The organism is Flavobacterium sp. AC105 (genome assembly GCF_979258495.1).
Window position 1 is genome coordinate 3946191 of the sequence record NZ_OZ409860.1, and the last position, 15527, is coordinate 3961717.

General features: G+C 34.0%; 9 protein-coding genes. 4 read left to right on the forward strand and 5 right to left on the reverse strand.

From position 1 onward, the window contains the following. The first annotated feature begins 30 nt into the window (after nucleotides 1-30). The 4 genes from folE (at nucleotide 31) to lgt (ending at nucleotide 3579) form a co-directional block, all read left to right on the forward strand. A complete protein-coding gene (folE, locus tag ACZ0AH_RS16220) occupies nucleotides 31-702 on the forward strand; it encodes a GTP cyclohydrolase I FolE (protein ID WP_463476837.1) in 672 nt (223 codons plus the stop codon). Nucleotides 703-843: 141 nt separating this feature from the next. Beyond that, nucleotides 844-2322, forward strand: coding sequence for a cysteine--tRNA ligase (gene cysS / locus ACZ0AH_RS16225; RefSeq protein ID WP_463476838.1), 1479 nt, complete (start codon nucleotides 844-846; stop codon nucleotides 2320-2322). Between the two features lie 19 nt (nucleotides 2323-2341). Further along, nucleotides 2342-2581, forward strand: coding sequence for a membrane protein insertion efficiency factor YidD (gene yidD / locus ACZ0AH_RS16230; RefSeq protein WP_463476839.1), 240 nt, complete (start codon nucleotides 2342-2344; stop codon nucleotides 2579-2581). Between the two features lie 65 nt (nucleotides 2582-2646). After that, the gene (gene lgt / locus ACZ0AH_RS16235; protein ID WP_463476840.1) at nucleotides 2647-3579 is read left to right on the forward strand and encodes a prolipoprotein diacylglyceryl transferase; all 933 of its coding nucleotides are present in this window, start codon (nucleotides 2647-2649) and stop codon (nucleotides 3577-3579) included. Nucleotides 3580-4242: 663 nt separating this feature from the next. Here lgt and secDF read toward each other — a convergent pair. From secDF to asnB, 5 genes are all read right to left on the reverse strand, one after another. Then, nucleotides 4243-7212, reverse strand: coding sequence for a protein translocase subunit SecDF (gene secDF / locus ACZ0AH_RS16240; protein ID WP_463476841.1), 2970 nt, complete (start codon nucleotides 7210-7212; stop codon nucleotides 4243-4245). A gap of 227 nt (nucleotides 7213-7439) precedes the next feature. Further along, nucleotides 7440-8375: a malate dehydrogenase gene (gene mdh, locus ACZ0AH_RS16245; RefSeq protein ID WP_463476842.1), complete on the reverse strand. Its 936-nt coding sequence runs from the start codon at nucleotides 8373-8375 to the stop codon at nucleotides 7440-7442. A gap of 101 nt (nucleotides 8376-8476) precedes the next feature. Then, nucleotides 8477-10417, reverse strand: coding sequence for a DNA topoisomerase (ATP-hydrolyzing) subunit B (gyrB, locus tag ACZ0AH_RS16250; protein ID WP_463476843.1), 1941 nt, complete (start codon nucleotides 10415-10417; stop codon nucleotides 8477-8479). 300 nt (nucleotides 10418-10717) lie between these two features. Then, on the reverse strand, nucleotides 10718-13453 hold the full coding sequence (locus ACZ0AH_RS16255; RefSeq protein WP_463476844.1) for a M16 family metallopeptidase: 2736 nt from the start codon (nucleotides 13451-13453) through the stop codon (nucleotides 10718-10720). A 242-nt stretch (nucleotides 13454-13695) separates the two neighbouring features. Further along, nucleotides 13696-15312 (reverse strand): asparagine synthase B, encoded by a 1617-nt coding sequence (asnB, locus tag ACZ0AH_RS16260; RefSeq protein ID WP_463476845.1) that lies wholly within the window; start codon nucleotides 15310-15312, stop codon nucleotides 13696-13698. Between the last annotated feature and the right edge of the window lie 215 nt (nucleotides 15313-15527).

Genomic DNA, 15527 nt, shown 5'->3' on the forward strand with positions numbered 1-15527 from the left:
AGATATACCCATTAATAATAGAAGTTTTTAATGATAAATAACGAAGATTTTTTAGACGAAATAGGAGACAATCATTTTAGCAGCAACGCACAAAATCCTGTAAGACAGGATGCTTTTGACTTAAGTGATGACGAAAAAATAGAAAGAATTAAAAAAGATGTCGAAAACATTCTCCAAACTCTTGGAATGGATTTGACAGACGACAGCATAAAAGGTACTCCAAACCGAGTAGCAAAAATGTTTGTAAAGGAGATTTTTGGTGGTCTTAATCCTTCAAAACAACCAAAAGCTTCAACTTTCGACAATAATTACAAATATGGCGAAATGTTGGTAGAGAAAAATATTACTGTTTATTCTACCTGCGAACACCATTTATTACCAATTATTGGTAGAGCACACGTAGCCTACATTTCGAGCGGAAGAGTTATTGGTTTATCTAAAATGAATCGTATTGTAGAATATTATGCAAAAAGACCTCAGGTTCAAGAGCGTTTGACTATGCAAATTGTTCAGGAATTACAAAAAGCTTTAGGTACAGAAGATGTTGCCTGCGTTATCGATGCAAAACACCTTTGTGTAAATTCAAGAGGAATTAAAGACATCGAAAGCAGTACAGTAACTTCTGAATTTGGTGGAAAATTCAAAGATCCTCAAACTAAAAGAGAATTTTTAGACTATATTAAATTAGAGACCCAGTTCTAGTTTTACACAATATTTCTATTACATTTATGGTCTAGCCCTGATACAAGCGGCATCCTTTTATGGTGGTACCGAAGTCTCGGGAACAATAAAAGATACAGCGGATAGCAGGATTAGCTCCTAAAAACATCAATAAAAACAAATATGCCTTTATATACAACGCAGCCTCTAAAAATATACAATTCACTTTCAGGTGAAAAAGAAAATTTCAAACCAATCCATGAAGGAAATGTTGGAATGTATGTTTGCGGACCTACAGTTTATAGCAATGTACATCTAGGAAACGTAAGGACTTTTATGTCTTTTGACGTGATATTCAGGTATTTTTTACATCTTGATTACAAAGTGCGTTACGTACGTAATATCACTGATGTTGGACATATCGTTGACGACGTTGATGAAGGTGAAGATAAAATTGCCAAAAAAGCACGTTTAGAGCAACTTGAACCTATGGAAGTTGTGCAACGCTATACGGTAGATTTTCATGATATTTTGAAATCTTTCAACTTTCTCCCACCTAGTATTGAGCCAACCGCTACAGGACATATTATCGAACAAATTGAAATCATCAAAAAAATCATTGACACCGGAATTGGTTATGAAGCCAACGGATCGGTTTATTTTGATGTTGTAAAATATAACGAAACCAACAATTACGGAGTTTTAAGTGGTCGAAATATCGAAGATATGTTAGCCAATACACGTGATCTTGATGGTCAGTCAGACAAAAGAAATCCACAGGATTTTGCACTTTGGAAAAAAGCCGAACCAGAACATATCATGAGATGGCCTTCGCCGTGGAGTGATGGTTTCCCGGGATGGCACCTTGAATGTACTGCAATGAGTACCAAATATCTTGGCAACCATTTTGACATTCACGGCGGCGGAATGGATTTAAAATTCCCGCATCACGAATGTGAAATCGCTCAAAACGAAGCTTGTACAGGTCAATCTCCGGTAAATTACTGGATGCACGCCAATATGCTTACTTTAAACGGAAAGAAAATGGCAAAATCTACCGGTAATAATATTTTGCCAGGTGAGATTTTAAGCGGGAACAATAATATTTTAAGCAAAGCTTTTTCAGCTTCTGTAACACGTTTTTTCATGTTACAGGCGCATTACCGCAGCATTTTGGATTTTTCTGATGATGCTATTGTTGCTGCCGAAAAAGGGTACAAAAGATTGATGGAAGCTGTTGATGCCTTATCAGGTATTTCAGCGAGCGCGACAAGCTCAATAGATATTGCATCCTGGAAACAGTTGTGTTACGATGCTATGAATGACGATTTTAACACGCCAATTTTAATTGCGCAGTTATTTGAAGCCGTTCGTTATATCAATTTATTGAAAGAAGGAAAAGAAACTATTTCAGCTGAAGATTTAACAACATTTACAGCCGCAATTAGTGCTTTTGTTTTTGATGTGTTAGGTTTAAGCGACGAGAAAGCTGCCGACAGCAATAATGATAAATTAGAAGGTGTTGTAAACATGCTTATCGGAATGAGAAATCAGGCCAGAGCGGATAAAAACTTCGCCCTTTCAGATCAAATTCGCGATCAGTTAATTGCTTTAGGTATTCAGTTAAAAGACGGAAAAGAAGGCACTAGCTTTTCGATATAATCAATCATTTTCTAATAATATGAAAGCAATTACCCCATTCGTTTTATTAGTTCGGTTTTATCAAAATGCGATTTCACCTTTTACGCCGGCTTCATGCCGATTTGAGCCAACATGTTCCAGTTATATGATCGAAGCCCTGCAAACGCACGGACTTTTTTACGGAGGTTACTTAGGAACAAAGCGAATTTTGAGTTGTCATCCATGGGGAAGAAGCGGTTATGATCCTGTTCCCGAAAAGAAATGTTCACACAAACATTAACTTTTTATAAAGATGAACTCTTCATTAAATATTTATTTTTACAAATACAAAAACACTTTTAATATATGACACACGCCTTAAATATCATTTGGAATCCTTCAGAAGGAATCGATTTAGGATTTTTTATGATTCGTTATTACAGTTTAATGTTCGTAATCGCCTTTGGTTTAGGATGGTTTCTAATGAAAAAGATTTTTGAACGTGAAAATGAATCAATCGACAAATTAGATTCTTTATTTGTCTGGACCGTTTTAGCAACTTTAATCGGTGCACGTTTAGGACATGTTTTCTTTTATGACTGGGAATATTTCAGAAATCATTTACTTGAAATCTTTTTACCTTTTAAATTCGAACCAAAATTTGAATTCACAGGATTTCAGGGATTAGCAAGTCATGGTGCTGCAATTGCAATCATAATTGCCATGTATTATTATAGCAAAATGATCTTAAAACGTCCTCTTTTATGGATATTAGACCGTGTTGTAATTCCGGTAGCAAGCGGGGCAATTTTTGTTCGTTTAGGTAATTTCTTTAATTCTGAAATCATCGGACATGAAACTACATCTCCATTCGGAATTCGTTTCTTACACGACCAGTTCAGTAAAACCGAAGCTGCAAATGCAACTCAAATCGCAAATCCTAAAGAAGCTTATAATGCGATTGTTACAGATCCTAAATTTGCTGATTTATTAGCTCAGGTTCCGGCAAAACATCCAACACAATTGTACGAAGGATTCTGTTATATCTTTGTATTTGCTATTTTGTTTTTCTTATACTGGAAAACAAACGCAAGACTTAAATCAGGATTATTATTCGGATTATTTTTAGTGTTATTATTTGTGGTACGTTTCATCGTAGAATTTGTAAAAGAAAGCCAGGGCGGAATCGAAGAAGAATTAGGCTATTTCTCAACCGGGCAATGGTTAAGTATACCTTTCATCATTATTGGCCTTTTCTTTATCATTAGAGCACAAAGAAACCCTCTGGCAACATCATAATCTCTTTAGTATCATATATAAAAACGCCCAATACTTTATTGTATTGGGCGTTTTTTTTAGCATTAGATATCGAATCAACAGTTCTAAATTATTTCACATCTTTATTTTTAGGAGCAGGAACTTAATCGTTTCATAATAACTTCAGTCCCGCTGTACACTATATCTTTTTCCTGCTAAAGAAGCAGAAAAAAGGATAACGCTCCCATCAGGGCTATACTACACCTCTATTTTTCATAAGAACTTTTTCTATTTCTTTGGAATTCATATTTAGGAATTCTGATAGGCAAATATTTCTATAACTAAAGAAATATTTTATTCTCTAAATAGCAAAAAAAATAAAAAGATACATAATCACAAACATCAATTCGATTAATCATTCAGCGTTCTAGCCCCAACGGGGTGACATATTTATAGAATTTTCATTTCACTCACAGAACCTCATCGGGTGACATATTTGACAATTAACAGGATATCGCTTCGCTGGAGCTAAATCAACACAATGTTTGAATTGGCTGTAAATATGACACTCAGATGGAGCTTTTCTAATGAAAAAAATATAATTGATTTTTGTATAGATTAGTTTATAAGAGATCATTCAAAATTTTATCCAAAAAAAAAGATCCAGTTTTCACTGGATCTTTTTTATATAAAACTGGCTATTAATTAACCATTGTGTTTTTCTTCGATTGTATGTTTATCATCTTTAGAAATCGTGTCAACCAATACTGGTGTAGCGATAAATAATGAAGAATAAGTACCTACAACAATACCAATTAACATGGCAAAGATAAATCCTCTAATTGATTCTCCACCAAAGATAAACATTGTCAATAATACAATGATCATCATTAATGACGTATTCAACGTTCTTGATAATGTAGTATTAATAGAAGCGTTTACGATATCTTCAAAAGATCCTTTACGGTTTCCGATGATGAACTCTCTAATTCTGTCAAATACAATTACAGTATCGTTCATCGAGTAACCAATTACGGTAAGGATTGCAGCGATAAAGTGCTGATCCATTTCCATGTGGAAAGGCATGAATTTATAACATAAAGAATAGATTCCTAATACAAAGATAACGTCATGCGCAACAGCTGCAATCGCACCTAATGAATATTGCCATTTACGGAAAGAAATCATTAAGTATAAGAAAATAACTGCCATCGCACCAAGAACTGCCCAGTATGAGTTAGTTTTGATGTCCTCAGAGATAGAAGCTCCAACTTTAGAAGATTGTAATACTCCAACTTTTTTACCGTCAAAAGTATTCGTGAATTTCTCATAAGTAACATTAGGGAAATATTTCGCCAATGCATCATATAATTTTTTGTTCACTTCTTCGTCAACAGCAACACCATCTTCTTTAATTTTATATTTAGTTGTGATTTTCAATTGATCATCATCACCTAAAATTTTAGCTTCAACCGGAGTTCCAAAAGCAGCAGATAATTCATCTGATACTACAGTAGCATCTACTGGTTTTTCAAATTTCACCTGGAATGTTCTTCCTCCAACAAAATCAACACCTTCATCTAATCCGTTTACGAAGAAAATAGAAATTAAACTTACTACAACTACAATTGAAGAGAAGATATAAGTGAATTTTTTGATTTTAATAAAGTCAAAGTGGAAATTAGTAAACCAGTTTTTAGTAATGTTTGTAGAGAAAGTCAAATCACCTTTTCCAGCAATATTTCTGTCAATGAAAATTCTTGCAATAAAGATTGATGTAAACAATGAAGTTACGATACCAATAAGTAATGTTAAAGCAAAACCTTTAATTGGTCCTGTTCCAAAAATGAACAAGATTGCTCCAGTTAAAACGTGTGTTACGTTCGCATCAATAATAGAACGCATTGCTCCGTGCCATCCGTAAGAAGCAACAACTGCTTCAGATAAGGATTTACCTTCACGTAATTCTTCTTTTGCTCTCTCAAATATAATGATGTTCGCATCTACCGCCGTACCTAATGTTAAAACGATACCTGCAATACCTGGCAATGTTAATACAAAACCAAAACTTGCCATAATTCCGAACAAGAAAAGTAAGTTTAATAATAATGCTAAGTTAGCATACCAACCTGCTTTACCATAATAGAATACCATCCATAAACAAACTAATAAGAATCCTAATACAGATGAAATTGTACCTGCATCAATTGCAGCCTGACCTAAAGATGGTCCTACAACAGTTGATTGAATAATATCTGCAGAAGCTGGTAATTTACCTGCATTCAAAATGTTAGCTAAATCTTTAGTTTCAGCAACGTCAAAAGAACCTGTAATTTCAGATCTTCCTCCGGCAATTGGTCCGCTGGTAACTCCAGGAGCAGAATAAACTACGTTATCAAGAACAATAGCAATATAACTTTTTTGAGAAAAAGCTCTCCCTGTTAATTCTTCCCAAACTTTAGCACCCTGGCTGTTCATTTGCATAGAAACAGCTGGTTTTCCTAATTGGTCAAAAGTATCTTTTGCATCAGTTACAACACCACCACCCATTGCAGGAATGTTATCTCTGTTTCCTTTTAAAGCATATAATTCTACTGCTTCAATATCTTTTTGTTTAGCATCTTTAATAGTTGTTGGTTTACTCCAAACAAATTTTGCATTGTGTTGGTCAGCAGCCAATAAGATTCTAATATCTTGTCTTTTTAAATATCCATTGATAACAGCTGTATCTTTTGGAGCAAAATAACCTAAAACTGGTCCACCACCCTGACCGATCATTTTGTCAAATAATGGATTGTTTCCTTTTTTAGTATCAACAGAATCTTTAGCATCAGTTAATAAAGCATTCAATGAATCTTTAGCAACTGTTTTAGTTTCTGTTTTTTTGATTTCAGTCTTTTTCAAAGCTTCGTTAGCAGAAACTAAGAAATTTCCAACTTCTTCTATTTTATAAGTTTCCCAGAACTCTAATTGAGCTTTTCCACCTAATAATTTCTTAATACGATCTACATCTTTAGCACCTGGAAGTTCTACTAAGATTCTTCCTGTTTCTCCTAATTTTTGGATGTTTGGCTGAGTAACACCAAATTTGTCGATACGTTCTCTTAATACTTTATAAGCACTTTCAACAGACTCGTCAACTTTTCTTTTGATTACTTTTTGAACTTGAGAATCTGACATTTGAAAATCAATTCCACCTTCTCCTTGTAAACTTCTGTTTGCAAAAATATCTGGCGAAGCTAATTTTGTATTTCCGTTTGAATTTGCTTCAAAAGCTTCAAAAAACTTATTTAAATAGGTTTTGTTTCCTTCTAAATTTGCACTTGCATCAGCTAATGATTTATTAAATACCGGATTTTTAGAATTGTTTGCTAATCCTTTTAAAACATCTTTAATAGAAATTTGAAGAATAACGTTGATTCCTCCTTCTAAGTCAAGACCTTTATTAAGTTGTTTGTTTTTTACTTCGTTATAAGTAAAATCCGTAAACCCAAGATTGAACACACTTACTTTACCAATAGAATCTAAATATTTTAGCTCTTTATCAGGATTGTCTCCTGCAAAAGCTTTAGCCTCACTTTTGACATTATTTGCCACAAAAGTGAACGAAAGTTGGTAAATACTTACCAATGCAAATAGAATTGCGAAAAATTTAATAAGTCCTTTATTCTGCATTATTACTAAAAATTAATTATGTTTTATTGTTTGTTTTTGGTTTCAAATTCCCTAAAAATAAGCCCTGACATGAGTTTCTAAAACTAAAAAATCGAGATCACGAATTACAGCATTTTTTTTAAACCGAGCAAATATATAATTCTCGAAATGATTAACCAATTTATTTATTAATTAATCTTAAAAAAAAGACTGCAAAAGTGCAGTCTTCTCCTTTTTTTCGAAAATCGTTATACTAAAATCGATTTTAAGGCATCATTCATACCACGAACTGCATCTGCACTTTTAGCAAATAAAGCCTTTTCGCTGTCGTTTAATTTGATGTCTAAAATTTCTTCTACCCCGTTTTTACCTATTATACAAGGCACTCCTATACATATATCATTTTGACCATATTCTCCTTCTACGAAAACAGAACAAGCAATCATTTTCTTTTGATCATTTAAAATACTGTCAACTAAATAAGCTACAGAAGCTCCTGGCGCATACCAGGCAGATGTTCCTAAAAGACCTGTAAGAGTTGCTCCTCCTACCATAGTATCAGCAGCTACTTTCTGCAAAGCTTCTTCAGATAAGAATTCTGTTACCGGAATTCCGTTATAAGATGCTAAACGTGTTAACGGAATCATAGTTGTATCACCGTGACCACCAATAACCATTGCCGAAATATCGTTTGCAGGTTTATCAAGAGCTAAAGAAAGATAGGTTCTAAAACGAGAACTATCTAACGCTCCTCCCATACCAATAATTCTATTTTTTGGCAATCCGGTTGCTTTTAAAGCCAAATATGTCATCGTATCCATAGGATTAGAAACTACAACTATTATAGTGTCCGGAGAATGTTTCAATACGTTTTCAGCAACTGTTTTTACAATTCCTGCATTTATACCTATTAATTCTTCACGGGTCATTCCTGGTTTTCTTGGAATTCCTGATGTAATAACCACTACATCACTTCCGGCAGTTTTAGAATAATCGTTGGTTACTCCAGATACTTTGGTATTAAAACCTGTATTTGTAGCACATTGCATAATATCCAATGCTTTCCCTTCGGCAAAACCTTCTTTAATATCCAACAACACTACTTCACTTGCAATTCCTCTATAAGAAATAACATCTGCACATGTAGCTCCAACATTTCCTGCTCCCACAATAGTAACTTTCATATTTTTTACTTTATCGGTTATTAGTTTATTTTATAAATCAACAATTCGTTTAATTGTTTAGTAAATTTAAACAATTAAACGAATTATAGTGTTAAAATTTATTAGGCATCGATATTTGCATAAACTGCATTTTTCTCGATGAACTCTCTACGTGGCGGCACTTCATCTCCCATTAACATAGAGAAAACTCTATCGGCCTCAGCCAGACTATCAATTGTTACCTGACGTAAAGTTCTAAAGCTTGGATCCATTGTAGTTTCCCACAATTGCTCCGCGTTCATCTCTCCAAGACCTTTATAACGCTGGATAGCTGCGCTTCCTCCCATTCTCTCATTCGCCTGATCACGTTGAACGTCATTCCATGCGTATTCTTTTTTATTTCCTTTTTTAACTAAATATAAAGGTGGAGCTGCGATGTAAACATGACCTTCTTCGATCAATTCTTTCATGAAACGGAAGAAGAACGTTAATATTAAGGTAGAAATGTGGCTACCATCGACATCGGCATCACACATGATGATTACTTTATGATATCGTAGTTTTTCAAGATTTAAGGCTTTACTGTCTTCTGCAGTACCAACGGTAACTCCAAGAGCGGTAAAGATGTTACGAATCTCTTCGTTTTCGAATACTTTATGATGCATCGCTTTCTCCACATTCAAAATCTTACCACGTAATGGCAAAATAGCCTGAAAGTTACGGTCACGACCTTGTTTTGCTGTTCCACCAGCCGAATCTCCCTCGACAAGGTAAACCTCACATCTTGCAGGATCCTGCTCAGAACAATCTGAAAGTTTTCCTGGCAATCCACCACCGCCCATAACGGTTTTACGCTGTACCATTTCACGCGCTTTTTTAGCAGCGTGACGTGCCTGAGCAGCCAAAATTACTTTCTGGATAATGATACGGGCATCATTTGGATTTTCTTCCAAATAATTCTCTAACATTTCTCCAACAGCCTGAGAAACCGGAGAAACTACTTCTCTGTTTCCAAGTTTTGTTTTCGTTTGTCCTTCGAATTGTGGTTCTGCAACTTTTACCGAAATAATCGCTGTTAAACCTTCACGGAAGTCATCTCCCGCAATTTCGAATTTTAATTTATCCAACATTCCGGATGCATCTGCGTATTTTTTAAGGGTTCTTGTCAAACCACTTCTAAAACCTTGTAAATGCGTTCCTCCTTCGTGTGTATTAATGTTATTTACATAAGAAAAAATATTCTCTGTATAACTTGTATTGTAAATCAAGGCAACCTCAACAGGGATTTCACCTTTTTCATTATCCATGCTGATAACGTGAGAGATAATTGGCTCACGGTTACCATCTAAATAACGAATATATTCTTTTAGACCTTCGTCTGAATGAAAAACTTCAACTTTAAATTCGCCTTTTTCATCAACTTCTCTTTTATCTGTAAAAGTAATTGTGATTCCTTTATTTAAGAAGGAAAGCTCACGCATACGAGCTGATAAAGTATCATAAGAGAACTCTGTAGTTTGAGTAAAGATCGTATCATCAGGATAAAAAGTCTGGCGTGTACCTCTTTTATCGGTTTCACCAATTTGTTTAACGGGATACATTGCTTTTCCTCTTTCGTATTCTTGTTCGTAGATTTTACCGTCTCTGAAAACAGTAGATTTCATATGAACTGAAAGGGCATTTACAACCGAAACCCCAACACCGTGCAAACCTCCGGAAACTTTATAAGAATCCTTGTCAAATTTACCTCCGGCACCAATTTTAGTCATTACTACCTCAAGTGCCGAAACACCTTCTTTTTTATGTAAATCAACTGGAATACCACGACCATTATCTTCAACTGTTACTGAACCGTCTTCGTTAATTGCAACACCAATAGTATCACAATGTCCGCCCATCGCCTCATCAATAGAGTTATCAACAACCTCATAAACCAAATGATGCAGACCTCGAACCCCCACATCTCCAATATACATCGATGGACGCATTCTTACGTGCTCCATTCCTTCTAATGCCTGAATACTATCTGCTGAATAATTGTTCTTCTTGATTTCTTCGCTCATATAATTTATTCTAAAAAATGTAATTATTGTCTAACACGCAAATATATAAAAACGCAAATTATATATCCGTTAAAATACGATTTAAAGCGTTTAAGTTATTAACATATTGTCAAAAAAAGCCAATTAAAAAAGGAACAATCAATTTTAAATTCCAAATTTTTAAAATTCTAAATTCCAAAACCTGATTATGCAAAAAAACCGAAATAAACATCGTAATGTCATTTCGGTTTTTGAAGTCTTTATTTTATAATTTTAAACTCCAAATTGGAATTTGGAATTTTAAAAAGTTTGGAATTTCTTTTATAGTTTTTTATTAAAATCTCCCGCATAAACAGAAGTCATTTTATCTAAACTTAAATATTTTTTCAAAACAGCATTTACTTCTTCGACTTTTAATGCTTTGACTTTATTTTCTAAGTCATCATAATCTTCTAAAGGAACTCCGTATTGCAAATAAGTATTCACAAGACTCATTAAGGTATCATCAGTGCCCAGTCTTGTTTTTCTTTCATTCTGCCAGCTAACTAAGTTTGATTTTAGTTCATCTGCCGTGAAACCATCTTTTAATGCTTTTGAAATTTCCTCTTTTGCAGCAGTTTCAACTGCCGTCTTTTTAGTTGGATTTAAAAAAGCATAATACGACCATGAAGCCACATCGCTTGTAATTGGCACATCAATAAACGAACCTGCTCCGTAACTTATTCCCTCTTTTTCTCTAAGTCTCATCGGAATTCTTGCGCTTAAGAAACCTCCGCTTCCTAATATTTCATTAGCCATTACAAATGCAGGATAATCTGCACTGCTTCTGGTCATTTTAAAACTAATTCTACCAATCGCTACCGCATTTTCTTTATCCGGAGTTATAAAATCCTTATCCAATACTTTTGTTTCAAAATAAGTAGGTTTAGCCAATTCATATTTTGATTTTGAATTCCATTTTCCAAAAGTATTTTCTAAAATCTGGACTGTAGATTTTGCTTCCAAATCTCCTACTACACTTCCAACACCATTGTTTCCACCAAGTATGTTTTTATAGAAATCTACTATTTCAGTTTGCTTGATTTTTTTAAATGCATCTATTTGTTCCTGAATTGTTGGTGTATAAAAAATACTGCCTTTAGGATAATTTGTTGTTTGTCTTGAAAGTTCTGTAAAAGCAACGGATTGCGGATCATTCAGATTTGATTCTAAATAGGTATTATATTCGCTGATTGTCTTTGTTAATTCATTTTCCGGAAAAGTAGCATTAACAAGCAAATCATTCAGAATCTCCATTACTTCTTTAAAACTTTCTTTATAAGTATTTACATTTATCGCTAAAGTTTGTCTTGAAAAATTAAAATAAATACTTGATTTTAATTGATCCAGACGATCACTAATTTGTTCTTTGGTTCTGGTTTTTGTTCCTGTTTTTAACAACTGAGCCAAAATTCCTCCTGTATCTGATTTCCCTGTTAAATCTTTTTCATTACTTACCGGAAATTGAAAACTAGCCTGAACTTTTCCTCCTTTTATTTCTTTTTTGATCAAACCGTATTTTGCACCGTTGCTTAATTTTCCTTCAACAAAATTTTGCTTTAAATTTTTTATCGAAGCTTCAAATGCAGCCGCTTCTTTTTCCAAAGCTTTTCCTTTGTAATCTTTAGTTACAGTGGCCAATTGCTCATCTGTATATTCTGTAGGTTTTACCCTTTGTTCCTCTTTCGACGGAATAAAGATTCCAATTGTTCTGTTATTGCTTCTAAAATATCTTTCGGCAACTCTTTGAACATCTTCTTTCGTCAGGTTTTCAATTGCATCTCTGTACAAAAATCCCAATTTGTAATCACCGGCCGCAATATTCTCGGTCAGATTTATAGCGTATGAAATCGTATTGTTTTTTGTACCTTCAATTTGTTTAATAAGTTTTGCTTTAGCGCGGCTTACATCTTCATCGGTATATTTAGTCGTTCCTATTTTATCCAACTCTGTTCTTACCAATTCCTTCGTTGCTTTAATATCCTTATCATTAGGAACCGCTACGCCAAAATACATAAAACTTGCATCTCTTGTCGTTGGCTGCCAGGCATAAATGCTGGATGCCTTATGTGTTTCTACCAAAGATTTATACAAATATCCTGATGGATCAGAAGTCAAAATTTCGCTTAAAGCATCAATTGCAGCATAATCTTTATCAACAAAAGCAGCAGTATGATATAATGCACCAATATTTTTGCTGTCACCGGCTCTGTTAAGTTCTACAGATTTTTCTCCGTCTTGTGCCGGTTCTATTGTATAAGTCTGGTTTAAAAGTCTTTTAGGTTTCGGAATAGCTCCAAAATATTGCCCCACATATTGCAGTGCTTTTTGCTCATCAAATTTACCTGCAATAATTAAAGTCGAATTATCAGGCTGGTAATATTTTTCATAAAAAAGTCTAAGTGTATTCGCTTTTACTCTTTCTATATCTTCTTTACTTCCAATAGTACTATTTCCGTAATTGTGCCAAAGATAAGCAGTTGAAATAATTCTTTCCTGCAAAACAGCATCCGGATTATTTTCTCCAATTTCAAATTCATTTCGTACTACAGAAAATTCTTTTTCTAAATCAGTCTGCAAAATGGTAGAATTTATCATTCTGTCCGCTTCCATTTCGATACTCCATTTTAGATTTTCATCGCTTGACGGAAAAACTTCGTAATAATTGGTCCTGTCTAACCAGGTAGTTCCGTTAGCGTTTCCTCCTTTATCAGAAAGCATTTTTTTAATATCGCCTAAATTCTTGGTACTTTTAAAAAGCATGTGCTCTAATAAATGTGCCATCCCTTTTTCGCCATAACCCTCATTTCTTGATCCAACTTTGTAAACAATATTTACGACCATATTACTTTGGGAAGCATCTGGAATCAAAAGAAGTTTTAATCCATTATTTAAAGAATATTCTTTTACGCCTTCAACATTGGTAATGTATTTTGGCGTTTCAGATTTTTGTGCATAAACTGAACTCAAAGAGACAAATGAGCAGTACAAAACTCCACTTAGCAATAAGTTTCTCATAGATTTTACTGAATTATTAATTGGCTTAATTATTTTTCTGGTAATCAAATATAGTATTATTCCTAGTCAAATTGAACCGAAATTAACTTAGTTTTAATAATTTACGGAAAACCTCAATTCAAATTTTAACCACAAAAAAATCCGAAACGAACATTCTAAATGTTGTTTCGGATTTATATTTTATTATTCAGTTTTAAAAACTAAATTGGAATTTGAAATTTAAAAAATTGGAATTTCTATCCCTAAACTGCTACGCCGGATTTTGCTGTTTCGAAATTTCCTTCTAAGTGAGCTGCATTTGCTCTTCCGCTCGGATCTTGGTTTTCCTGCCATTTCGGAATCCATTTTCGAACGGTTTGTGCAGCGCTGATTTGTGGATAGAATTTATGAAAAATGGATCTGTAAAAATAAGCTTCTTTTGTAGTTGGCGAATTATATGGAAATTCTGCCGCTGCTCCCGCCAATTGTTCATCTGTAACCTGTGCAGCACAATATTCAATCAATTCATCAATCCAGTTATAGCCAACTCCATCAGAAAACTGTTCTTTTTGTCTCCATAAAATATCAGTTGGCAAATACGGGTTTTCAGGAGTTTCAAATGCTTTTCGTAAAATATATTTTTCAATTCCGTTGTATGCTTTTGGCTGTTTTTCTTCCGGCTTGATGCGAATGGTAACATCCAAAAAATCTTTATCTAAAAACGGAACTCTGGTTTCAATACCATTTGCCATTGTAGATTTATCGGCACGCAGCAAATCTGCAGTAAATATTTTCTGAACTCTTTCAATTGTTTCTTTTTGAAATTCTTCTGTTGATGGCGCATTTCTAAAATACAAATGACCACCAAAAATCTCATCCGCACCTTCTCCTGAAAGAATAACTTTCACACCTTTTTTGGCTATAGCTTTCGAAAGTAAATACATCGGCACGCTCGCTCTTACTGAAATAATATCGTAAGTTTCGATATGATAAATTATTTTTTCTAAAAGCTCAATTCCTTCTTCAATCGAAAAGTGAATTTCGTGATGTTCCGTTCCTAAAAACTCAGCTGCTTTTCTCGCCGCTTTAGCATCCGGCGCATTTTCATCTAAACCAATCGAAAATGTCTGCAGTTTTTTTTCGCTTTCAGAAAAAATTCGGGAAGCAATTGCTGCAATTAAAGATGAATCTAAACCACCTGAAAGCAATACACCAAGCGGCGCCTCGCTCATCAAACGCTTACGGGTTGCTGCTATAAATGTTTCTCGTATTAAGTCCAGATCAAGATCCTGATCTGCATTTTCATAATCTTCATATTCAGGTCTGTAATATTTTACAAAACCTTTTTTAGGGGTATAATAATGTCCCGGAGGAAAAGTCGAAAATGTTTTGCACTGATCTGCAATAGGTTTCATTTCAGACGAAAAATAAATTCTTCCTCTTTCATCCAAACCATAATACAAAGGTTTTACACCAATTGGATCTCTGCCGGCAATATAATTATCACCGTCAATAACTACAAAAGCAAAATCGCCGTCGAGCATATTACAAAAATCATTTCCAAATTCTTCGTACAAATGCACAATAACTTCCGAATCTGATTTTGTTCTAAACGTATGATTCTTTAGAATCCCATCTTTTAATTCCTGATAGTTGTAAATTTCGCCATCATGAACCATCCAGGCTTTATTAGTTCCCTGAATAGGCTGTTTCCCAGATTTTAAATCTATAATCGACAAGCTTTCATGGCTAATAATGCTGCCATTTTCCATAATATGCAAATCATTTTCATCAGGACCACGATGTAACATTCTTTTAGAAAGCTCTTTTACGAGTTGCGGGTCTTTTCCTTTACCTATAACGGCTAATAATCCAGACATACTAATCTTTTTTTTATTTATTTTTTTAATGACGTGAAACCTTCTTACAAAAGTCTAAATCATCACAATCTATAATTTGTTGAAAAAAAACCAAACTTGAATTATTATTCTTCTGATTTGAAAATAATAATTCAAACGATTAAACTTACTTTTCTGGGGAATGTCAAATATAAAAAAGAAAGTTAAATAATTACCGAAAATTCTATTTAAGTGAT